Consider the following 23754-nt stretch of genomic DNA (forward strand, 5'->3'; position numbering starts at 1 on the left):
GAATGTCTTTGGCAATTAAATGATGGGCTTTTTAAAAGGAGTTTGAAAATGGAAAAAAGAGAGGTTCTTGCATCTGTAAAGGATGAACGCCTGGTTGAAAAAAGGCGTACACAAATGATTAAAGGGGCGGTGACCCTTTTTAAGGAAAAGGGATTTCATCGTACGACTACCAGGGAAATTGCCAAAGCGGCCGGCTTTAGTATCGGCACGTTATACGAGTATATCCGAACAAAGGAAGATATATTATATCTCGTTTGCGACTTTATCTACGATGAAGTACAGGAAAAGCTTCAGAAAGAAATAGATCAGAGCGATGGGACACTTGAAAGCTTGAAGCTTACGATCGCCTATTTTTATAAAGTGATGGATGATATGCAGGACGAAGTGCTGGTCATGTATCAAGAGGTGAAGGCACTGACGAAAGATGCTTTACCTTATGTATTGAATAAAGAACTTCGGATGGTCGGCATGTTTGAAAAGGTGATTACGAAATGTGTTGAGAATGGGGAGCTATCGTTGACGGCAAAACAAATAAGCCTTGTTTCTCATAATATTTTCGTTCAGGGACAAATGTGGAGTTTTAGAAGATGGGCTTTACACAAAGAGTATACGCTTCAAGAATATGTTGAACTGCAGACGCAATTATTGATTCAAAATATATCGCTTCAGAAAAATACTGAGTTAAATTCGTTTCAATAAGGAGGAGCTCAATGGGTACAGTTGAGGTGTATAAACCGAAGAACCATATTAGATTCGTTACTGCTTCGAGTTTATTTGATGGACATGATGCATCTATCAATATTATGAGGAGAATCCTTCAGTCCAGCGGTGCAGAAGTCATTCATCTAGGTCATAATCGTTCGGTGGAAGAGATCGTGAATGCGGCCATCCAGGAAGATGTTCAAGGCATAGCCATGTCATCTTACCAAGGCGGACATGTGGAATATTTTAAATATATGTATGACCTGCTGAAGGAAAAGGGAGCCGGGCACATTCGTATTTTTGCCGGCGGCGGCGGGGTCATCATCCCAAGGGAAATTAAAGAACTCCATGATTATGGGATAGCCCGGATCTTTTCTCCTGATGAAGGGCGGGAATATGGGCTTCAAGGAATGATAAACGTATTGATGGAGGAGTGTGATTTCTCGACAGTCAAACCATCTTTACAGGAACGTTTTGATGAATTGGTTGCTGGGGGAACAAATGCCATTGCCCAATTCATTACCTTTGCCGAAAACAGACTCGATGCTTCACGGGAATCAGCGGCAGCGGTTGAGAGTCTTTTTGAGCAGATCAAGACTTCCGAAAAGAAGGTTCCTGTTCTAGGGATTACGGGAACTGGCGGTGCTGGAAAAAGTTCATTGACTGATGAATTGATACGAAGGTTCATTAACGAAATACCAGACGAGAGAGTCGCCATTTTATCTGTAGACCCGACCAAACAGAAAACGGGCGGTGCCCTGCTTGGTGACAGGATTAGAATGAACTCGATTTTTTCAGAGCGTGTTTATATGCGGAGCCTGGCCACGCGTCATTCAAAAAGTGAGTTGTCTTTGGCGATAAAAGATGCCATTTCAGTCGTGAAGGCAGCTGGCTTCGATTTAATCATCGTTGAAACGAGCGGAATTGGTCAGGGAGATGCAGAAATTGCTGAGATATGCGATGTATCCATGTATGTAATGACGAGTGAATTCGGAGCACCTTCGCAACTTGAAAAAATCGATATGATTGATTATGCAGACTTGATAGTCATTAACAAATACGAGCGCAAAGGCTCAGAGGATGCAAAAAACCAAGTTCAAAAGCAATACCAAAGAAGCCGTACACTTTTTGATCAAGATCCATCTGAAATGCCAGTATACGGTACCATCGCTTCTCAATTCAATGATCCAGGCACCAATGCATTATTCGCTGCACTGATTGAAAAGCTTAATGAAAAATCAGGGACGGTTTGGAGTACCGCCTTTTCGAAGGAAGCGGATGTTTACAAGCAAAATGTCATCATCCCTACTGACCGTCGGTATTATTTACGTGAAATCAGTGATACGGTCAGATCTTATCATAAGCGTGCGGCTGAACAAGTACGTATTGCCCGCAGGCTTTTCCAGCTTGAAGGAGCAATTGATGCAATTAAGGAAAATGATAACAACGAAGATATGGTGGCTTCTTTAGAAAAACTGAAAAAGGAAACCGCTTCGAATTTATCACCTGAATCTAAAAAAATACTTTCTGGATGGATGGAATTAAAAGAAAAGTATGCAGGAGAGCAGTTTGTAACGAAAGTCAGGGATAAAGAAATCGTCACAAAGCTGAAAACTAAAAGTTTATCAGGTTTAATGATTCCGAGAGTGTCACTGCCTAAATATGTGGATTATGGAGAGATCTTAGGATGGGTATTCCGAGAGAACGTTCCGGGCTTCTTTCCTTACACAGCGGGAGTCTTTCCATTCAAGCGTGAAGGAGAGGACCCGAAGCGGCAATTTGCCGGTGAAGGATCACCCGACCGAACCAACAGGCGTTTTCATTATTTGTCAAAGGATGATAATGCAAAACGGCTAAGTACGGCTTTCGATTCGGTAACTTTATATGGCGAGGATCCCGATCACCGGCCTGATATCTATGGAAAGGTAGGGGAAAGCGGAGTCAGCATCTGTACGTTGGATGACATGAAAAAGCTGTATGCAGGCTTTGACCTTTGCCACCCCTCAACCTCTGTATCGATGACCATCAATGGACCGGCACCAATCATTTTGGCCATGTACATGAATACGGCAGTCGATCAGCAGATTCAACTGAAAGAAGAAGAGTTAGGTCGTCCCCTTACGGACGCAGAAGCTGAAGAAGTGCAGGCTTATACCCTTCAAACGGTACGCGGAACTGTTCAAGCGGATATTCTGAAAGAGGACCAAGGCCAGAATACTTGCATCTTCTCTACGGAATTTGCTTTAAGGCTAATGGGGGACATTCAAGCATATTTCATTGATCGAAAAGTCAGGAACTACTACTCTGTATCCATTTCCGGCTATCACATTGCAGAAGCGGGTGCCAATCCCATTTCACAGCTTGCTTTTACATTAGCGAATGGCTTTACTTACATCGAATATTATTTAAGTCGCGGAATGAATATTGATGACTTTGCCCCGAATTTGTCGTTCTTCTTCTCAAATGGGCTCGACCCGGAATATACGGTTATCGGGAGAGTGGCAAGAAGGATTTGGGCTACGGTCATGCGGGATAAATATGGTGCGAACGACCGCAGCCAGAAGCTCAAATACCATATACAGACTTCAGGGCGCTCACTTCATGCGCAAGAAATTGATTTCAATGATATCAGAACGACACTTCAGGCTTTAATGGCGCTGCAGGACAACTGTAATTCCTTGCATACTAATGCGTACGATGAAGCCATCACGACGCCTACTGAAGAATCCGTGCGCCGGGCAATGGCCATACAAATGATCATTACAAAGGAGCATGGGCTCTCAAAAAATGAAAACCCGATGCAAGGAGCCTTCATCGTAGAGGAATTGACGGATCTCGTTGAAGAGGCCGTACTGCAAGAGTTCGATCGCATCAATGATCGGGGCGGTGTGCTGGGTGCAATGGAGACGCAGTATCAGCGCGGGAAAATCCAGGATGAATCGATGCATTACGAAATGAAAAAGCATACGGGAGAATTGCCGATCATTGGTGTCAACACGTATTTGAATCCAAATCCTCCTTCCGAAGAAGCGGTGAACAGCATGGAAATTGCCCGTGCAACAAAGGAAGAAAAGGAAGGGCAAATCATAAATCTCCGGGCATTCCAAGAAAGAAATAAGGAGTTCACGGATGAGGCGCTAACTAAACTGAAATTGGCAGCCATGAATGGGGAAAATATCTTTGCTGAACTCATGAACTGCGTCAGAGTGGCCAGTCTTGGTCAGATAACGAGGGCGCTATATGATGTAGGCGGTCAATATCGAAGGAATATGTAAACTGAGAAGGGGGCTCCGAACGTTTAGGGGCCTCTTTTTTAAATAATTTCCGCATTTTTTAACAAAATGAAGATTTTACCTTATAATTATTTGGAAAAGGGGCAAAAATGAAGAATCAGTCCTATTGGAGTTGAGAAAATGAACCTGAAAATGATTGGATCGATCATAGGGTACATTCTTGCCATCATTATTTTATTTGAGTTGTATGAGCATCAATTGGGTGCCATCTCTTTTTTTATCCTGACTATTGTCTTTTTTACGGCAGCCTATCGACAGAAATCGAAAAAGGAAAGTGAATGATTTTTAGCTTTTGGTTTCCTGAATGATAGACAATAAGGTAAATCTGTGAAAGTATCAGATAGAACTAGCATAAACCCATTTAGATTGTTTATAATGGAGTATATGTCTAGCAGGAATTGTCGTTATTTTATCGAACTACTGTTTTAGATTATTTTTTTATGTGAAAAAACACGGAATTCAGTGTTTGAATAGAGAAGGGAAGTGCGGAATTTGAGTTTAAAACAATACTCAAAAGAGCAGTTATTGGAAATGTCCTTAATAGAGATGGCATATGATTTGTTAGTGGAAAGAAATGAACCGATTCCATTTAAAGACTTAATAAGTGAATTAGCTTCGCTGCACCATTTATCTAAAGCGGAAGTGGAAAAGAAAATTGCACAATTCTATACGGATTTAAATGTGGATGGCCGCTTCACTTCACTTGGGGACAACCGCTGGGGATTGAAAACATGGTACCCGGTTGACCAAATCGAGGAAGAAGTCGTACATGTTGTAAAACCTAAAAAGAAAAAGAAAGCCAAAAAGGCTGCTGCAGTTATCGACGATTTCGATGAACTTGAAGACGAAGATCTTGACTTTGAAGAAGATATCGATGATCTGGACGAGGATGACGATGATGACGATGATGATATTCTAGGTTCTCCAGTCATCGACGAAGTGCTTTTGGATGATGACGTGGATGATGACGATGATCTGGAAGAAGAAATAATCGAAGATGATGCATTTGTCCTGGAAGATGATGAGGACGAAGACGAAGATGAAGATGACTTGGATGACTTGGATGAAGAGGCTGAGAAATAAATAATCGCCCTTGACTTTTTGAGGCGAAATTTGTAGAATCATTTTTGGGCTCCTTAAAAAAGGACACAATGATTAAATTATATCGCTCCCTTACTTTTATTGTAAGCGGAGCGTTTTTGTTTTTAATGATGGAATGAATAAATGACATCATTTTTTTATTTTTAAAAATGATTTCTCGTAGAATTGTAAAAACTATAGAGAACATATTTTTGTTTACTGTCATTTAAGGAAATTTATTCTTGTTCATGTATCCTGCATGACTCTCACTAAAGACCTTTAAGTGATTAATGGTTTGTACTGGTTTACGATTTTTTAGCTTTTAACCGCTCATGTGGCGGAAGATTTGATTCAGTTCCGATTAAGAACAGAATTGGAAGAAAACATTCTATAGGAGGATATAAAATGACAAAATATATTTTTGTGACAGGTGGAGTAGTTTCTTCCTTGGGAAAAGGGATAACGGCCGCTTCTTTAGGTAGATTATTAAAAAATAGGGGATTGAATGTTACGATCCAGAAGTTTGACCCTTATATTAACTTGGATCCAGGTACGATGAGTCCATACCAACACGGTGAAGTGTTTGTAACGGATGATGGTGCTGAAACGGATTTGGATTTGGGGCACTATGAGCGTTTCATTGATATCAACCTTGGCAAACACAGCAATGTGACTACGGGCAGAATTTATTCAACGGTCCTGAGAAAAGAACGCCGTGGCGATTATCTAGGTGGAACAGTTCAAGTCATTCCGCATATTACGAATGAAATTAAAGAACGGGTTTTCCGTTCAGGCAATGAAACGAATGCCGATATAGTCATCACTGAAATCGGCGGTACTGTAGGGGATATCGAGTCTCTTCCATTCCTTGAGGCGATTCGCCAAATCAAGAGTGATATCGGAATCAATAATGTTATGTATATCCACTGTACACTGGTTCCTTACATCAAAGCTGCTGGTGAAATGAAAACAAAACCGACACAGCATAGTGTAAAAGAATTACGCAGTCTAGGCATTCAGCCGAATATCATCGTTGCACGTACAGAAAGTCCAATTTCACAAGATATGAAGGATAAAATTGCTTTATTCTGCGATATCGATAAAAATTCCGTTATAGAATGTCTTGATGCGGATACTCTTTACTCCATCCCACTTGCGCTTCAAGCACAAAATATGGACCAAATCGTTTGTGATCACTTGCAATTGGACTGCGGCGAAGCGGATATGGAAGATTGGAAGGAACTAGTCAAAAAGGTTACTTCTTTATCAAAGAAAACAAAAATCGCTTTAGTCGGAAAATATGTTGAATTGCAAGATGCTTATCTTTCTGTAGTGGAAGCACTTAAGCATGCAGGTTACGCATTTGATGCAGATGTAGAAATCGACTGGGTGAATTCCGAAGATGTAACAAAAGAAAATGTTGCTGAACTTCTGCAAGATGCAGATGGAATCCTTGTTCCAGGCGGTTTTGGAGATCGTGGAATCGAAGGGAAAATTGCTGCTACCGAATTTGCCCGCACTACGAAAAAACCATTCTTCGGAATTTGCTTAGGCATGCAGTTGGCGTCAATTGAGTATGCTCGCAACGTCCTGGGATTGCCAGAAGCTCATTCAGCTGAAATTAATGAAGATACTCCAGATCCAATCATCGATCTTCTTCCTGAACAGAAGGATGTAGAAGATTTGGGCGGTACACTGCGTCTTGGTCTGTATCCATGTAAGCTTATCGAAGGAACTAAAGCATACGAAGCGTATAATGACGAGGTTGTTTATGAGCGTCACCGTCACCGTTATGAATTCAATAACCACTACCGTCAAGCAATGGAAGAGGCAGGATTCATCTTCTCTGGTACTAGTCCGGATGGCCGTCTAGTTGAAATCGTTGAATTGAAGGATCATCCTTGGTTTGTGGCTTCTCAATTCCATCCGGAATTCACGTCACGTCCTAACCGTCCGCAGCCGCTATTCCGTGATTTTGTCGGCATGTCTTTAAAGCGCAGCGAAAAACTTTAATAAACAAAAAAACAGCCCAATGTGGCTGTTTTTTTTTAGGTGAATAATCATTCTTCTTCATACTCTTTTATGATTTCTTCAAGAGTGAATTTAATCCCATAATAAGCGAAAAGAGCGGCAATGAGGGTAGGATACCCATATCGATTTCCGGTTTCATCAGGAATCAAGCCCCGTTGGATACGTAAATCAATATGAACGTCTGCCAACTCCAAAAGAGAATCCCCTTCAGAAGGGACGGATGTAGAAACCGCAACAAATGGGATATCCTTTTCCTTGAGTTGTTTTGCCAGCAACAATGCTTCTGCATCATCCGAATGGCGGCTGAATATGAGAAACCGATCTTCCCTGGAAATAGTTTCTCCTGATTCATATCTTTTTACCTTCGGAAAGGGTTCTGCCCCATCCAAAGCCTCAGCAGTGACACCCTGCATTTCACCAAAACCGTGAATGTACACCGCACCGTCCCCAACCGCAGCCTGAGCCAGCAAGCGTCCGGCATCCTCCATTTCAAAGGCTTCATTTTCAATCATTTTCTTAAATAAACCGCTTATCTGTGTCGAAAAAATTTTTAACATGGTCAGGGACTCCTTTAAAAAATAATATACCCATTATAAAGGACTTTCCTTTGCAATGACAGGTTTCTGGGATTTTGATCCGGAAGGTCCGAATTTACTAAATCGGTCGAAAAAACAAAAAAATTAAAATTCCTCTTAGCCATACAGCAGGAATTTTGTTACAATTATCGAATATGAACAATAAATGCGTTGGACCTAAAAGTCATATGACGCAATCTATGTAACTACCCTTTTTCGGGTAATATGGCCGTATAGGCCAGTATATTTAATGGATGAATCGGGAAGGGGAGAGGTGATAAAATGCCAGGGAAAATATTGATTGTTGATGATCAGTTCGGGATTCGTATTTTATTGAACGAGGTTTTACATAAAGAAGGGTATGAAACATTTCAAGCCGCTAATGGAATTCAAGCCTTGGATGTGCTAAATAATCATTCACCTGATCTTGTATTGCTGGATATGAAGATTCCGGGAATGGATGGCATTGAGATCTTGAAAAGAATGAAAGTCGTCGATCCGGACATCCGGGTCATAATCATGACGGCATATGGTGAACTTGATATGATTCAAGAAGCAAAGGATTTAGGTGCTATGACACACTTTGCAAAGCCGTTTGATATTGATGATATTAGAAAAGCGGTTCGTGAATACTTACCGATTCAATCAAGTTAAATGTCTTGAAAATTTAATATTACTGATGGAGTAATTGCTGCGGCTATCTTTTTTTAGATGGGCCGTGTTTTTTTGGAATAAAATTTGAGGCTCGGTATAGTGTATTTGTTGCTGTTTTTTTGATGTATTGATATGCTAAAAGAGGAGAGATATTCTGATTTATAAGCGTATGCTACTTTCGTTTTAGGGAATATCTAGAAAGAATTAACTTTAAAATAATAACATCCACTAGTAGGAGGAAATCAAATGCCTTTAGTTTCTATGAAAGATATGCTGAATAAAGCCCTTGATGAAAAATATGCAGTAGGTCAATTCAATATCAACAACCTTGAATGGACTCAAGCTATTCTAGCTGCTGCAGAACAAGAAAAATCTCCAGTCATCCTTGGTGTTTCCGAAGGTGCTGCCCGCCATATGGGTGGTTTTAAAACGACTGTGATGATGGTTCAAGGATTGTTGGAAGACATGAAAATCACTGTTCCTGTGGCCATTCACCTTGACCATGGTTCAAGTTATGATAAATGTAAAGAAGCTATCGAAGCCGGATTCACTTCAGTAATGATCGATGCTTCACATCATCCGATCGAAGAAAATATCGAAACAACCAAGAAGGTTGTCGAATTCGCTCACGCACGGAATGTTTCTGTTGAAGCGGAAGTGGGCACGGTTGGCGGACAAGAAGATGATGTAATTGCTGATGGAGTCGTATATGCAGACCCTCAAGAATGTGAACAGTTGGTTAAAGAAACAAATGTCGACTGCTTTGCTCCAGCTTTGGGATCCGTTCACGGACCATACAAAGGTGAACCTAACCTTGGGTATAAAGAAATGGAAGAAGTGCGTGATTTAACGAAAAAACCTCTTGTTCTTCATGGTGGTACAGGCATCCCTACGAAAGATATCCAAAAAGCGATTTCGCTTGGAACATCAAAAATCAATGTGAATACGGAAAATCAAATTGTATTCACAAAAGCGGTTCGTGAAATTCTGAATAACGATACTGAAGTGTACGATCCTCGTAAATACATCGTTCCTGGCCGTGAAGCGATTAAAGAAACTGTCATCGGCAAAATACGTGAATTCGGTTCAAACGGCAAAGCATAATAAGGGTTCCATCCCTTTAAATGTAAGATGATAAAGGCAATATTCCCATTGGGGGGCTCCCCCCTAATGGTTTCTTTTAGATGCAGGGCTGAATCCGGGCTCTATTTTTAGAACAATTAGAATTCAGATGCATATAGGAAAATAAAAATCGATTACATACGGAGGCTATTTTATGAAATTCTTTATAGATACAGCAAACATGGAAGAAATCAAACAAGCGCATGAACTTGGCGTTTTAGCAGGTGTTACGACTAACCCATCCCTTGTTGCTAGGGAAAAGGGAGTTTCTTTCCATGATCGGCTAAAAGAAATCACAAGCCTTGTTAAGGAATCCGTTTCTGCTGAAGTCATTGCGCTTGATTTTGAAGGAATGATGGCTGAAGCCAAGGAACTAGTTGCGATTGCACCGAATATCACGATTAAAGTGCCAATGACTCCGGACGGCCTGAAGGCTGTTTCAGCACTTACAAAACAAGGTGTCAAAACAAACGTCACCCTTATTTTCAGTGCAAACCAAGCATTATTGGCAGCTAGGGCAGGAGCAACTTATGTATCGCCATTTTTAGGTCGCTTGGATGACATCGGCCAAAATGGTTTGGATCTAATTTCGGATATTGCTGACATTTTTGCGATCCATGATATCAATGCCGAAATCATCGCAGCTTCCATCCGCCATCCGATGCATATTACTGAAGCGGCTCTTAAAGGGGCGCATATTGCAACGATCCCTTATAAAGTTTTAATACAATTATTCCACCACCCATTAACGGATAAAGGAATTGAAGCTTTTTTGAACGATTGGAATTCACGTACTGAAGCATAATGCCTTGCCGCTAAGTCGCTATAGATTGCACCGTTTAAATAAAATTAACATAAATTAGAAATTTTTCTCTTTTTTTTACATGAATTTTTTACTTTTGTGTAAACTAAAGAACTAGATAGTAAATGTTGTCGGATTATGCAATTTTCTTGTGGTAAAATATTACTTTTTGGAAGTAGCTTCTAAGTGCTTAGCGTGGAAGGGAGTTTATTATGGAAAAACTTAAAATTGCCGGTGGCTATCCTCTAAAGGGAAGCATTCGTGTCAGTGGAGCAAAAAATAGTGCGGTCGCCCTTATTCCTGCAACAATTTTAGCGGACTCTCCCGTAACGATTGAAGGCCTGCCTGATATCTCGGATGTACAGATGCTGAAAGCGTTAATGGAGGAGATTGGCGGCGAGGTATCCTTTGATGAAGGAGAAATGACAGTCAACCCCAGCAGGATGATTTCAATGCCTCTTCCCAATGGAAGGGTCAAGAAGTTACGTGCCTCTTATTATTTAATGGGGGCAATGCTTGGTAAATTCAAAAAGGCAGTGATCGGCTTGCCTGGTGGCTGCCATTTAGGACCTCGCCCGATAGATCAGCATATTAAGGGGTTTGAAGCACTGGGCGCACAGGTGACGAATGAACAAGGAGCCATTTACCTTAGGGCGGACGAGCTAAGGGGAGCACGCATATATTTGGATGTCGTTAGTGTAGGGGCAACGATCAATATCATGCTTGCCGCCGTTTTGGCCAAAGGCCGCACTGTGATAGAAAATGCTGCGAAAGAACCTGAAATCATCGATGTTGCCACATTGTTGACCAATATGGGAGCGAAAATAAAGGGTGCAGGGACGGATATCATTCGTATTGATGGTGTGGAAAGTTTGCACGGGTGCAAGCATACGATCATACCGGATCGGATTGAAGCCGGCACTTTCATGATTCTAGCGGCTGCTGTCGGAGAAGGAATTCTGATTGATAATGTCATTCCCCAGCATTTGGAGTCATTGACTTCCAAGTTGAGGGAAATGGGGATTAATATTGAAGCGGGTGATGACCAGATATTTGTCTCACCGGGAGAACAATATAAATCCGTCGATATCAAGACATTGGTTTACCCTGGATTCCCAACGGATCTTCAGCAACCTTTCACTTCCCTCTTAACAAAAGCAACCGGTTCTAGCATGGTCACCGATACGATATACGGGGCCCGCTTTAAGCATATTGATGAACTGCGACGCATGAATGCGAAGATAAAGGTCGAGGGCAGAGCGGGCATCGTCGATGGTCCTGTCCAACTTCATGGGGCAAAAGTGAAGGCAAGCGATTTACGTGCCGGAGCGGCTCTTGTAATAGCCGGTTTAATGGCTGAAGGGATTACAGAAGTGACCGGGCTTGAACATATAGATCGTGGATATAGCCATCTTGTTGAAAAGCTTTCAGGTTTGGGAGCAACGATTTGGCGTGAAGAAATGACGCAAGAAGAAGTGGAGCAGCTTAAAAGCTGATCCCTTTTCTTGTTACCTCATTGTGTTACTATATATGATATAATGTGTTATACTAATATATAAATAAATCATGCTAGTGTACATGAGGGGGAACCGGAAATGGAAAGAAGTTTATCGATGGAGCTTGTCCGCGTAACAGAAGCGGCGGCACTGAATTCAGCTCGTTGGATGGGAAGAGGAAAGAAAGACGAAGCAGATGATGCAGCAACAACTGCAATGCGGGATGTTTTCAATACTATTCCCATGCAAGGAACGGTTGTAATCGGTGAAGGGGAAATGGATGAAGCGCCAATGCTTTATATTGGCGAAAAACTTGGTACCGGTCTTGGGCCAATGGTGGATGTTGCGGTTGATCCATTAGAAGGAACGAACATCGTTGCATCCGGCGGCTGGAATGCATTGGCTGTATTGGCAATAGCCGATAAGGGGAACTTGCTTCATGCCCCGGATATGTATATGGATAAAATAGCTGTCGGACCAGAGGCTGTCGGTCAGATTGATATCAATGCCTCTGTGTTGGACAACCTGAAAGCGGTAGCCAAGGCAAAAAATAAAGATATCCAAGACGTGGTTGCAACAGTATTGAACCGCGATCGTCATTCGAAGATCATTCATGAACTTCGTGAGGCAGGGGCACGTATCAAGTTGATCAACGATGGAGATGTAGCGGGAGCCATAAATACGGCCTTCGATCTTACCGGTGTTGACATCTTATTCGGATCTGGCGGAGCTCCAGAAGGAGTTATTGCAGCCGTTGCCCTGAAATGCCTTGGAGGGGAAATTCAAGGCAAGCTCATTCCTCAAAGTGATGAAGAAGTGGAGCGCTGTGGAAAAATGGGCCTTGAATTAGGAAGAGTCCTCAGAATGGAAGACCTTGTTCGCGGAGATGATGCAATTTTTGCAGCAACAGGTGTGACAGATGGAGAACTTTTACGCGGCGTACAATTCAAAGGGCATTACGGCGAAACACAATCCGTAGTAATGCGTGCTAAATCTGGTACAGTTCGTTTCATTGATGGTCGTCACAGTCTTAAGATTAAACCGAATGGTTTGATTGACTGATAGCGTTTTTCAGAAAAATCACTTTTAAAAAGCGAGCGGTTTCATCGCTCGCTTTCTCTTTTAAAAAATTTAAGTTGAATAATTAAAATAAAAAAAGTAAAATAAAGCTTGGTCTACTATTAATAATTTAGAATCTGCCCTTTCACTCCAAACTTCAAGAAGCCTTCAATTAATTTTCTTCTTTACATGTAAAAATGTATCATCCTTTCTAAGAAAACTCTGGTCGGGTACATGGATTGCGGTTTTTCTTCCATCTAACAAACCATTTCTTTTTCAGTATGGGTGAAAACGTTTAATTAATAAAAGTGTGGTGTCATAATGAATTTAACTATTTCTAATTTAGAAAACATGAAACTAAAGGATCTCTATGAGCACGCGCGTGAATATAAAGTTTCCTATTACAGCAAACTTTCAAAAAAGGAACTTATTTTCGCTATCCTGAAAGCACAAGCTGAGCAGGATGGTCTCCTATTCATGGAGGGCGTTTTAGAAATCATCCCTTCAGAGGGCTTCGGTTTCCTGCGTCCAATTAATTATTCTCCAAGCTCGGAGGATATTTATATTTCTGCTTCACAGATCCGCAGATTCGATTTGCGGAATGGAGATAAAGTGTCCGGTAAGGTAAGGCCGCCAAAAGAAAACGAGCGCTATTATGGATTACTGCATGTTGAAGCAGTCAATGGCGATAATCCGGAATCAGCAAAAGAGCGTGTCCACTTTCCAGGTCTAACACCGCTGTATCCAAATAGGCAAATTAAACTGGAAACGACACCGAAGAACTTATCAACCAGGATTATGGATGTCCTGGCACCGGTAGGTTTTGGACAGCGTGGGCTAATCGTCGCACCGCCAAAAGCCGGTAAAACGATGCTCATCAAGGAAATTGCCAATGCAATAACCACAAACCATCCCGAATCGGAATTGATCGTGCTGTTGATTGATGAACGCCCGGAAGAAGTGACTGACATTGAACGGTCCGTTGCTGGAGACGTGGTAAGTTCAACGTTTGATGAAGTGCCGGAAAACCATATCAAGGTGGCTGAGCTAGTGTTAGAACGAGCCATGCGCCTTGTGGAGCATAAACGTGATGTCATCATTTTAATGGACAGCATCACTCGACTTGCCCGAGCTTACAACCTTGTCATTCCGCCGAGCGGACGTACACTATCAGGGGGTATTGACCCGGCTGCATTCCACCGTCCAAAACGCTTTTTCGGTGCGGCGAGGAATATTGAGGAAGGCGGCAGCCTGACGATCCTTGCTACAGCATTGGTAGATACGGGTTCAAGAATGGACGATGTCATTTATGAAGAATTTAAAGGTACGGGTAATATGGAGCTGCATTTAGATCGTGCCCTTGCCGAAAGACGCATCTTCCCGGCAATCGATATTCGCCGCTCAGGCACTCGTAAAGAAGAATTGTTAATTCCGAAAGATCGCCTGGATAAACTATGGGCCATCAGGAAAACAATGTCGGATTCGCCTGATTTCTCGGAGAAATTCCTTCGCCGTCTAAAACAGACAAAGGGTAATGAAGAATTTTTCAGTAAGCTGGATGAAGAGATGTCAGAAATGAAAAAGGGGCCGGCGAGCGTAAAACGTTCTTAAACCCTGTAAGAAACAAACAGTTGCACAACTAGTCTTAAGTTGTTATAATGAGTTCATGTGTTTTTACAATAAATGTGAGGGTGTTTTTCCCTCAACTTGAAGTATATAACTCTGTTTCGAATGATTCAGGGCATAAGGAGCTGAAAAGAATGAAAACTGGAATTCATCCAAATTATAAGCTTTCAAAAGTAATTTGCTCTTGCGGAAACACTTTTGAAACTGGTTCAGTTAAAGAAGAGATCAAAGTTGAGACTTGTTCAGAATGCCATCCATTCTACACTGGTCGTCAAAAATTCGCTGAAGCTGGCGGACGTGTTGATCGTTTCAACAAAAAATACGGTATTAAATAAGCCGGACTTTTTAAAAAACAGGCAAGTATTTTTCTTGCCTGTTTTTTCTTTTCCATAAACAAGTAAGAATTTATATAAAGCCGGGTCGACTTCAATTATGGCCAAGGGATCGACAGGTGGAAGGGAGTAGCTGTTTCCATGTATGTAATGAAACAAACAGGCTGGATCGAGCTTATTTGCGGAAGCATGTTTTCGGGTAAATCCGAGGAATTGATTAAACGAGTCAGCCGTGCTCAATTTGCTAAAGAGCAAATAGCTGTATTTAAACCAGCTATTGATAATCGCTATGCGGAAGAGGCTGTCGTATCACACAATGGCTCTTCTGTGATGGCAAAACCGATTGCCCATTCAACGGATATTTTTAAGTATTTGGACAAGCCCCTGGATATTATTGCAATAGATGAAGTGCAATTTTTTGATCATGAAATTATCGGGGTTGCCCAGCATCTTGCGGACAGCGGTTATCGAGTGATTATGGCTGGACTCGATCAAGATTTCCGAGGTGAACCATTCGGTCCTATGCCTGTTCTATTATCGCTGGCAGAATCGGTGACTAAGCTGCAGGCTGTGTGTGAAGTGTGCGGATCACCTGCAAGCAGGACACAGCGCTTGATAGATGGGGAGCCGGCCTCCTATGATGAGCCGATCATCCTTGTGGGTGCATCGGAATCATACGAGCCCCGCTGCCGCCATCATCACGAAGTTCCGGGTAAGCAGCCTGTTGGGATTAAAGAACGTATTTGAATGATGGTGCCCTATGATCCAATGTGGTCGTAGGGTGCTTTTTTTATGAAGAAATGGTTGGGAATTATAATAAGGGTGGAAAAACTGCTGGAGTTATTCAAGTGGTATGACCAATACATGGAAGCGAAATAAAAGATAAATATTGCCCCATTTTGGGTAGGCTAACGAGGAAATGTTCTTCTTAACCAGTCAAAATGGAGGGAAAAAATATGAAATCAAAACTGCTTATCATGACAGCCTTTTTACTTGCTGCACTAACGGCATGCGGTCAAAATGACAATGCGATAAATAATGATTCGGAATATGGGGATCAATCCCGGGATGGCAAGGATTTTGTTGGCAATGGTTTAAAACGTGTATCCAATAATGATTGGGACAATGAAGCGGAACGGCCATCAGATCAAATCCTCAATACACCGCATCATACATCCAATAATTCACCATCCATGGGGCAGCAAATTGATGATATCCGCGGGGCCATTGAATCGGAAACCAATTATGAGGCGGGCTCCGTTTGGTTTAATGGAAATACCATACATGTTACGGTCCATGATAAAGGCAAAATCAAGACGGAAAAAGAGAGACATAAGGAAATGCAGCGAATACAAGGCATTATAAACAGGGCTGTGCCTCAATATAATATAGATGTAAAATTAAAGAAATAACGACATTTTTGAATCCTCTTTGACGTTGATTATTCACCTATACTATAATTAACCTAGAAGTGAACTGAGCTGGGGCACTGAACTACTTATTTATAGTTAGAAAAGATGGATTACTTCCAATTCGTTTCAGATGTTTTGGAAAATTTATGAGGTGAATAATTTGTTTGATCGATTGCAAGCAGTAGAAGATAGATATGAAAGATTGAATGAGCTATTAAGTGACCCGGAGATCATTAATGACTCCAAGAAGCTAAGGGAATATTCTAAGGAGCAATCCAGCATACAAGAGACTGCTTCGACTTATAAAGAATATAAAGCGGTTCGTGAGCAACTCCAGGAAGCGAAGGCGATGCTTGAGGAGAAGCTTGATGCGGAAATGCGTGAAATGGTAAAAGAAGAGATCAATGAACTTGAAGATACCATACAAGGCCTTGAGGATAAACTGAAAATATTGCTTATTCCGAAGGACCCTAACGATGATAAAAACGTAATCATGGAGATCCGCGGAGCGGCAGGCGGAGATGAGGCAGCCTTATTTGCTGGTAGTCTATACCGCATGTATAGTCGTTTTGCCGAGGTGCAGGGTTGGCGGACTGAAGTCATTGAAGCAAGTCCTACAGGGCTTGGCGGCTATAAGGAAATCATATTCATGATTAATGGCAATGGCGCTTATTCAAAATTGAAGTTCGAAAATGGAGCACATCGCGTTCAGCGAGTACCTGAAACTGAATCAGGCGGACGGATTCATACATCTACAGCCACGGTTGCTGTTTTACCCGAAGCTGAGGAAGTGGAAGTTGAAATTCATGATAAGGATATTCGTGTCGATACCTTTGCATCGAGCGGTCCTGGAGGGCAAAGTGTCAATACGACAATGTCAGCGGTGCGCTTGACTCATATTCCGACGAATACGGTTGTATCCTGTCAAGATGAAAAATCACAAATCAAGAACAAAGAAAAAGCAATGAAGGTTTTGCGTGCCAGGGTGTACGATAAAATCCAACGCGAAGTACAGGCAGAGTATGATCAAAATAGGAAGCTTGCTGTTGGAACGGGCGATCGATCTGAAAGGATTCGCACTTATAACTTCCCGCAAAACCGCGTTACCGATCACCGTATTGGTTTAACGATTCAAAAGCTGGATCAAATCATGGAAGGTAAGCTGGATGAAGTGGTTGATGCATTAATCATGGAAGACCAATCTTCAAGGCTGGAAAATGCAGATGAGTAATTCTGCCGTGAAAGTGTTTGAAGCCCTTAAATGGGCTTCTTCTTTTTTAAAGGAAAATGATCGTGATGCCAATGCTGGGGAAATCCTGTTACAGCACTTTTTAAACCAAACTCGTTCCCAAATGCTGGCCAACCTTCATGATGAGCTTAGTGAAGCGGATTTTGGGCAATTTAAGGCCGCTATTGAGCTGCATGCTGAGGGGACGCCAATCCAATATATAATCGGCAGTGAAGAATTTTATGGACGGACCTTCTTTGTTAATGAAGAAGTGCTCATACCGAGACCTGAAACAGAAGAATTGATTTATTATACATTACGTAAACTCCCAGCCATTTTTTTGGAGGGGCAGAAGCTTCATTTAGCTGATATTGGGACCGGCAGCGGCGCAATCGCCATAACGATGAAACTTGAAAAATCAAACCTGTTGGTGACGGCCACGGACATAGCGGAAACGTCACTTGAGGTTGCGAGGAAAAATGCAGAATCACTTGGTGCCGAAGTGCAGTTCATGCAAGGTGATTTGCTTTTGCCTTTCGTGAACATGAACCAAAAGGTGGACATCCTTTTATCGAATCCGCCATATATACCAGATGATGATCATAAATCCATGTCAGTAGTCGTGACAGGACATGAACCACATCGTGCATTATTTGCCGGTATCGATGGGCTGGATTTTTACCGCCGCTTTATGGAGCAGTTACCTTTGATCATGAAGGTGCCTGGACTGATCGGTTTTGAAGTGGGCACTGGACAGGGTAAGGCGGTTGCCGATTTATTGAAGCGAACCTTTCCTGCTGCAGAAGTATCCATTGTAAATGACATAAATGAAAAAGATCGAATGGTCTTTGCTGCATTAAAGTGATCCGTCTCCTTCCGTGAGACGGATTTTTTTTATGGGCACCACCCTCATTATCCTTTGGAATCTATATTTCCAGCTATCAACTTTTTTTATTTTTACTAGTTTAAGATAGCTCGAAAATGGTGAGACTAATTCATGTGAGGGGGCGAAGGCGATGAAAACAAAACATTTAGCCATTATCTATCTATTAATCTTAACTATAGGAACGATCGTAAGTATATATATGCCTAAAGCGGAGATGGTCGGTGCAGAAGATACGAAGGTGATCCCGGATGAGGCGATTCGTCTGCGGATACTTGCTAATAGTGATGCAGAAAAGGATCAAGCGGTTAAACGTCTTATTAGGGATGAGGTAAATGAAGATATCACAAAGTGGGTCGAGGAGCTTACTTCTTTGGATGAAGCGAGGGATGTGATCACCTCGCATCTACCGGATATCCAGGCGACAGCTGAGGCGGTTATAAAGGAACAGGGTTTGGAGCAGTCAATAAAAGTCGATTTTGGACAAGCGGAATTTCCGACAAAACTCTACGGGCAGTATTTATATCCGGCAGGGGATTATGAAGCGGTGATTATCACACTTGGTGAAGGGGAAGGCGCTAATTGGTGGTGTGTTCTATTTCCGCCATTATGTTTCTTGGATTTTTCAAATGGGACGGCTGTAAGTCAAAGTCCGATAGTCGAGGAAGAAGATGAAGGATCCCTGACTTCGGATGGGAAGGCGTATGCAGCAACGAATGAAGAGAGTGAACCTGTTGCAGAGGGAGAAACTGAAGTAGTGTTGGCTGAAAAAGAAAAAGGGCCCGAGGAAGAAGTTGAAGAAGAGGTAATGGAGGAGAGCGTAAAAGAGGAAGTAACGGAAGAAACGGTAAAAGAAGAGGTTGCTGAGCAAGAGGTAAAAGAAGAAGTGATGGCAGTAAAAGATAAGGAACAAGTGGCGGAGGAAGTCAATGATGGGAGTGTTGAAGATAACAAGGTTGAAATTGCGGCATCCAATGAACAAGGTCAGCAATTATATGAAGGGGAAAAGGAGCCTGAAGTGGAAGTGAAGTCCTTGTTTGCGGAAATCTTCAATGATCTATTTTAAAAAGGGGGCAGCGGCCCTTTTTTTTACTTTCAGATAATTATAAAAACATATCCACAGGGTTATTAACAAAAAATCAAAAAAATCTGTCATTAATCTTTAATATCCACAAACTTATCCACGGATTCGATATGGTTATCCCCAATTTGTGGATAACACTTGAATTATGTGTATACTTCTTTTATACTTTCAAAGTATATTTTAAGTGAAATTAGTACGTTAAATTGAAAATATCGTTCATATTAAAGCGATTTTATAAAATAAGAAATGTTAAAAGGCGATGATGTTCAAAATGAAAACGAAAATTTGGTCAGTGGATAAAAATGTGGATAATTTACAAAGTTATCCCCAGATTGCACAATCAGCTGAATTATTAAAGGCTAACCAAGTGGTTGCTTTTCCTACAGAGACTGTTTATGGACTAGGTGCGAATGCCAAAAATGACGAGGCGGTCAAAAAAGTGTTCGAAGCAAAGGGGCGTCCGAGTGATAATCCTTTAATCGTTCATATAGCCTCTGAAGAGCAGCTGTCAGGTATTGTAGAAGAGATTCCGGAACAGGCCAGGAAGCTAATGGCAGAATTTTGGCCGGGTCCTTTGACTTTGATCATGAAACGAAAACCGGGCCAGCTATCAAATCTTGTGACAGCTGGATTGGACACGGTGGCTGTCAGGATGCCGGATCACCAGGTTGCCCTCGGCCTTATTCGTGCGAGTGATTTGCCCATTGCGGCTCCAAGTGCAAATACTTCTGGGAAACCGAGTCCCACTTCAGCTAAACATGTTGAAGCTGACTTAATGGGCCGGATTGCAGGCATAGTCGATGGCGGGACTACCGGTGTAGGCGTAGAATCCACAGTACTTGATTGCACTGTTGAAATCCCTGTTATATTAAGGCCCGGCGGAGTGACCCTGGAACAGCTGGAAGCTGTGATAGGGGAAGTCCGGCAAGATGTCGCTTTGAAGAATCAGGAAACGGCGCCAAAAGCCCCGGGCATGAAATATACCCACTATGCTCCGAAGGCCCCTCTATATTTAGTCAAGGGTAATCAAGCTTTCCTTCAGAAGCTTGTGGATGAGAAAAGAAGTGACGGGTTAAAGGTGGGCATCATAACTGCTTATGAACATCAACAGGATTATAAGGCCGATTATGTGGTCGTCCCAGGTTCATTAGCTGATTTACATACTGTTGCGACAGGCTTATATGATGCTTTAAGACAGTTTGATGAGCTCGAGGTCGATGTCATTTTTAGTGAAATGTTTCCTGACCATGGAATAGGAGCAGCGGTCATGAACCGGCTTGAGAAGGCTGCAGGTCATCAAATCATCAAGGAACATGTGTAATAAGGACTGATTTATTCTTCTATTTCTTTTCGGACATGCATAACATGTAGTAGGCACGTCCGAGGGAGGATTGGAATGAATACATTTGCTGGAGAAATCATCACCTTATTGCTAATGGCATTCGCGTTGGGAATGGATGCCTTTTCAGTCGGCCTTGGAATGGGAATGTTTAAGCTAAGGTTGAGGCAAATTCTTTTTATAGGGCTGACAGTTGGCTTTTTTCATATTTGGATGCCCTTGCTTGGAATGGGGGCAGGCCATTTCATTTCAGAAAAATTCGGGACCTTCGCTACATACGCCGGCGGTCTATTGTTGATCATTCTTGGTATACAGATGTTTATCCCTGGTAAAAAGGATGGAGCTGGTATCAGGGAAAATAAGATGCTGGCTCCTGTCGGGAAAGGTCTATTCATTTTTGCTTTAGGGGTAAGCCTGGACAGCTTCTCGGTAGGATTGACCCTGGGGATCTACGGTGCAAAAACGATTTTAACCATTCTCTGCTTTGGGTTTGCTGCCACCCTATTAACGTGGGCAGGGCTTTTGCTGGGTAGAAAAATTCAGGGTTTGCTAGGCGTGTATAGTGAGATTCTTGGCGGAAGCATTCTATGTGCGTTTGGATTGAAATTATTGTTCTCTTTTTGAGCCGCTTGACTTCATATCTATCCTTCCTCAACTGTTCCGATTACCGGGGCGGTTTTATTTTTTCCTAAGACATGTTGAGAGTGATTTTTTTGACTATAATAAACGGGCGATAGCTTATAATGAATAAAAAAAGGAGGCGTCATAAATGATCCGTGTATTATTTGTATGTACAGGCAACACATGCAGAAGCCCGATGGCAGAAGCGATATTGAAAAATAAGAATATTGCGGGCGTTGAAGTGAAGTCCGCTGGCGTGTATGCTTCATCAGGCCAGGATGCTTCAACGCATGCAAAAAATGTATTGGTTGAAAATGATATAGTACATAATCATCATTCAACGCCTTTATCCGAGAAGGAAATGGAATGGGCGACTCATATTTTCACCATGACGGAAGGGCATAAATCGGTCATTACCCGTGCATATCCCCAGATGGCCGATAAGACTTTTACTTTAAAAGAATTCATTATTGATGATAATTATGATAAGGACATAATAGATCCGTTTGGCGGTTCTGAAGGCATTTATCGAGAAACGTTCAGGGAGCTGCAGGAATTAATTGAAGAATTAGTCTTAATGCTTAAAAAGTAAACAGGGTACATAATGTGGTCGCTGCAGTAAAAGATATTACTAAGCTTGTTGACCGTCAATTGGAAAGTGTACGATCAAGGCAGCACAAGAAGTTGCTGCTATTGCAGAAGAAACATCTGCTGGAGCGGAAGAAGTGACAGCTGACAAGCGAACAAGCTCATAGTCATGGGAAATGTCGAAAAATCGGCAATGGAACTTAAAGTGCAAGCGGAAAAGTTGAACAGGATCATTACCCGCTTCACTCTTGACATTTTACAGCAGGAAACCCAAGGCGGTTTCCTGCTTCTTTGAGGGGGAAAAAGGATGGACATCCTTTATCTTTTCATAATTTTGTGACACAATAAAATCAATTGAAAAAGCTAGAGGAGGATTATGATGAAAGTTGCGATTGCTTCTGATCATGGTGGTATACATATCCGTGAAGAAATAAAGAATTTAATGAATGAGTTACAGATTCCATTTGAGGACTTTGGCTGTGAATGCAATACTTCGGTGGATTATCCTGATTATGCTTTGCCGGTTGCTGAAAAAGTGGCACGCGGTGAGTTCGATCGGGGCATTTTAATCTGTGGAACTGGAATCGGAATGAGCATCGCTGCTAATAAGGTTAAAGGAATTAGATGTGCGTTGGTTCATGATGTCTATACTGCGAAGTTGACCCGCCAGCATAATGATACCAATATGTTAGCGATGGGGGAACGTGTCATTGGCCCGGGTCTGGCCAGGGAAATTGCACAAACATGGCTGACTTCGGAATTTGAAGGCGGACGTCATCAAAACAGGATCGGTAAGATTGCGGAGTATGAAGGTAAACAAAGCTAATTTTTATGGTTTTTGGAGAGACCCCTTTTCTTTTGATAGCAAGTTTTCTTTTTGAAAGGATGCGTTTTCATGATAAGTGATGCTACATTTTCAAATGAGCTTGAGATATGGGAAAACCAGTTTCAGGAGCTTTTACATGAGTTTCAAGAACAGACGTCTTTAAAAGAGAAACAGCTACTGGTAATCGGCTGCAGTACAAGTGAAGTGATCGGGAAAAGGATCGGTACTGAAGGGACGCTCGATGTTGCAGGGATGATTTTTTCCGTAGTGAGGGATTTTCAAGTGAAAACGGGTGTTCAGGTTGCATATCAATGTTGTGAGCATCTTAACAGGGCGTTGGTTTTGCAAAGGGAAACCGCGATTCGATATGATTATGAAGAAGTTTCGGTTGTACCTGTAAGAACAGCTGGGGGATCGATGGCGACGTACGCCTATCAGCAATGGAAAGATGCTGTCGTCGTTGAACATATTAAAGCGGATGCGGGGATAGACATTGGAGACACCTTCATTGGCATGCATCTGAAGCATGTGGCGGTTCCAATCCGCTCTGCCATTAAAGAAATAGGGCATGCACATGTGACCATGGCCAAAACCCGCCCGAAACTGATTGGCGGGGAACGGGCCGTTTATCAGGACATCTCTGAAAACAAGAGTTGTACTTAAGGTAAGTGAGACAGCATTTCTCGGATGGGGAATGCTGTTTTTTAATAGAATCTGTTCAAAATCGTAAAGCTAAAGCTAAGGTTCACAAGAAAAATCTCTATTTGGGAGTGCTAATAGAATGGAGATTTCGCTCGTTAAATATAGGGTGAAAGGGCTATTTACCATGATTTTGATGTCAAATACGAACATTTTTAAATAAAAAAACATTTAATGTTCGATAAAATTAGACTATCACTTCTAAATTAGACATGTTAAAATGGAGTAGAATTTTCTAATAATTATTGGTAAGGCTTTTTCATGCTTTTTTGAAGGCATGTTGCACATAAATACTAAAAAGC

At 41.9% G+C, this 23754-nt stretch carries 24 protein-coding genes; 23 read left to right on the top strand and 1 reads right to left on the bottom strand.

The features are described from left to right. The first annotated feature begins 48 nt into the window (after positions 1–48). The 5 genes from LQ188_RS03900 to LQ188_RS03920 all read left to right on the top strand — a co-directional run bounded on the left by LQ188_RS03900 (position 49) and on the right by LQ188_RS03920 (position 7088). A complete protein-coding gene (locus LQ188_RS03900) occupies positions 49–699 on the top strand; it encodes a TetR/AcrR family transcriptional regulator (RefSeq protein WP_101223857.1) in 651 nt (216 codons plus the stop codon). Between the two features lie 11 nt (positions 700–710). Next, a complete protein-coding gene (icmF, locus tag LQ188_RS03905) occupies positions 711–3977 on the top strand; it encodes a fused isobutyryl-CoA mutase/GTPase IcmF (RefSeq protein ID WP_230176106.1) in 3267 nt (1088 codons plus the stop codon). 138 nt (positions 3978–4115) lie between these two features. Next, on the top strand, positions 4116–4277 hold the full coding sequence (locus LQ188_RS03910; RefSeq protein WP_157831069.1) for a hypothetical protein: 162 nt from the start codon (positions 4116–4118) through the stop codon (positions 4275–4277). A 210-nt stretch (positions 4278–4487) separates the two neighbouring features. Continuing rightward, a complete protein-coding gene (gene rpoE / locus LQ188_RS03915; protein WP_101223855.1) occupies positions 4488–5078 on the top strand; it encodes a DNA-directed RNA polymerase subunit delta in 591 nt (196 codons plus the stop codon). A 402-nt stretch (positions 5079–5480) separates the two neighbouring features. After that, on the top strand, positions 5481–7088 hold the full coding sequence (locus LQ188_RS03920) for a CTP synthase (protein ID WP_101223854.1): 1608 nt from the start codon (positions 5481–5483) through the stop codon (positions 7086–7088). 47 nt (positions 7089–7135) lie between these two features. Here LQ188_RS03920 and LQ188_RS03925 read toward each other — a convergent pair whose 3' ends face one another. Then, positions 7136–7663 carry a DUF2529 domain-containing protein gene (locus tag LQ188_RS03925; protein WP_101223853.1) on the bottom strand — a complete coding sequence of 176 codons (528 nt, stop codon included), beginning with the start codon at positions 7661–7663 and terminating at the stop codon, positions 7136–7138. A gap of 300 nt (positions 7664–7963) precedes the next feature. Here LQ188_RS03925 and LQ188_RS03930 point away from each other — a divergent pair, with 300 nt between their 5' ends. The 18 genes from LQ188_RS03930 to LQ188_RS04010 all read left to right on the top strand — a co-directional run bounded on the left by LQ188_RS03930 (position 7964) and on the right by LQ188_RS04010 (position 23416). After that, positions 7964–8335 (top strand): response regulator, encoded by a 372-nt coding sequence (locus LQ188_RS03930; RefSeq protein ID WP_101223852.1) that lies wholly within the window; start codon positions 7964–7966, stop codon positions 8333–8335. A gap of 246 nt (positions 8336–8581) precedes the next feature. Next, complete coding sequence (locus tag LQ188_RS03935) at positions 8582–9439, top strand: class II fructose-bisphosphate aldolase (RefSeq protein ID WP_101223851.1); 858 nt, start codon at positions 8582–8584, stop codon at positions 9437–9439. Between the two features lie 172 nt (positions 9440–9611). Next, the gene (fsa, locus tag LQ188_RS03940) at positions 9612–10262 is read left to right on the top strand and encodes a fructose-6-phosphate aldolase (protein ID WP_063234171.1); all 651 of its coding nucleotides are present in this window, start codon (positions 9612–9614) and stop codon (positions 10260–10262) included. Between the two features lie 209 nt (positions 10263–10471). Further along, positions 10472–11755, top strand: a complete 1284-nt coding sequence (locus tag LQ188_RS03945) for a UDP-N-acetylglucosamine 1-carboxyvinyltransferase (RefSeq protein WP_101223850.1) — start codon at positions 10472–10474, stop codon at positions 11753–11755. A gap of 99 nt (positions 11756–11854) precedes the next feature. Next, entirely contained in the window at positions 11855–12817 is a 963-nt protein-coding gene (glpX, locus tag LQ188_RS03950; RefSeq protein WP_101223849.1) for a class II fructose-bisphosphatase, read from the top strand. Between the two features lie 318 nt (positions 12818–13135). Then, positions 13136–14425 carry a transcription termination factor Rho gene (gene rho / locus LQ188_RS03955; protein ID WP_034315849.1) on the top strand — a complete coding sequence of 430 codons (1290 nt, stop codon included), beginning with the start codon at positions 13136–13138 and terminating at the stop codon, positions 14423–14425. A 149-nt stretch (positions 14426–14574) separates the two neighbouring features. Continuing rightward, positions 14575–14775: a 50S ribosomal protein L31 gene (gene rpmE, locus LQ188_RS03960; RefSeq protein WP_034315847.1), complete on the top strand. Its 201-nt coding sequence runs from the start codon at positions 14575–14577 to the stop codon at positions 14773–14775. A 138-nt stretch (positions 14776–14913) separates the two neighbouring features. Further along, positions 14914–15519, top strand: coding sequence for a thymidine kinase (locus LQ188_RS03965; RefSeq protein WP_101223848.1), 606 nt, complete (start codon positions 14914–14916; stop codon positions 15517–15519). Positions 15520–15728: 209 nt separating this feature from the next. After that, positions 15729–16184, top strand: a complete 456-nt coding sequence (locus tag LQ188_RS03970; protein WP_101223847.1) for a hypothetical protein — start codon at positions 15729–15731, stop codon at positions 16182–16184. Positions 16185–16344: 160 nt separating this feature from the next. After that, positions 16345–17415 (top strand): peptide chain release factor 1, encoded by a 1071-nt coding sequence (prfA, locus tag LQ188_RS03975; protein WP_101223846.1) that lies wholly within the window; start codon positions 16345–16347, stop codon positions 17413–17415. Continuing rightward, positions 17408–18277: a peptide chain release factor N(5)-glutamine methyltransferase gene (prmC, locus tag LQ188_RS03980; RefSeq protein ID WP_286141427.1), complete on the top strand. Its 870-nt coding sequence runs from the start codon at positions 17408–17410 to the stop codon at positions 18275–18277. Before prfA ends, prmC begins: the two co-directional genes overlap by 8 nt. 151 nt (positions 18278–18428) lie before the next feature. After that, a complete protein-coding gene (gene spoIIR / locus LQ188_RS03985; protein WP_230176107.1) occupies positions 18429–19361 on the top strand; it encodes a stage II sporulation protein R in 933 nt (310 codons plus the stop codon). A 289-nt stretch (positions 19362–19650) separates the two neighbouring features. Continuing rightward, positions 19651–20700, top strand: a complete 1050-nt coding sequence (locus LQ188_RS03990; RefSeq protein ID WP_230176108.1) for an L-threonylcarbamoyladenylate synthase — start codon at positions 19651–19653, stop codon at positions 20698–20700. A 75-nt stretch (positions 20701–20775) separates the two neighbouring features. Next, on the top strand, positions 20776–21342 hold the full coding sequence (locus LQ188_RS03995; protein WP_230176109.1) for a manganese efflux pump MntP family protein: 567 nt from the start codon (positions 20776–20778) through the stop codon (positions 21340–21342). Positions 21343–21487: 145 nt separating this feature from the next. Next, complete coding sequence (locus LQ188_RS04000) at positions 21488–21931, top strand: low molecular weight protein arginine phosphatase (RefSeq protein ID WP_230176110.1); 444 nt, start codon at positions 21488–21490, stop codon at positions 21929–21931. 165 nt (positions 21932–22096) lie between these two features. Further along, positions 22097–22222: a hypothetical protein gene (locus LQ188_RS26800; RefSeq protein ID WP_260358792.1), complete on the top strand. Its 126-nt coding sequence runs from the start codon at positions 22097–22099 to the stop codon at positions 22220–22222. A gap of 84 nt (positions 22223–22306) precedes the next feature. Next, positions 22307–22753 carry a ribose 5-phosphate isomerase B gene (gene rpiB / locus LQ188_RS04005; protein ID WP_253074057.1) on the top strand — a complete coding sequence of 149 codons (447 nt, stop codon included), beginning with the start codon at positions 22307–22309 and terminating at the stop codon, positions 22751–22753. A gap of 69 nt (positions 22754–22822) precedes the next feature. After that, on the top strand, positions 22823–23416 hold the full coding sequence (locus tag LQ188_RS04010; protein ID WP_230176112.1) for a TIGR01440 family protein: 594 nt from the start codon (positions 22823–22825) through the stop codon (positions 23414–23416). The last annotated feature ends 338 nt before the right edge of the window (positions 23417–23754 follow it).

The sequence above is a fragment of the Peribacillus sp. Bi134 genome, from assembly GCF_918698065.1.
GTDB lineage: Bacteria > Bacillota > Bacilli > Bacillales > DSM-1321 > Peribacillus.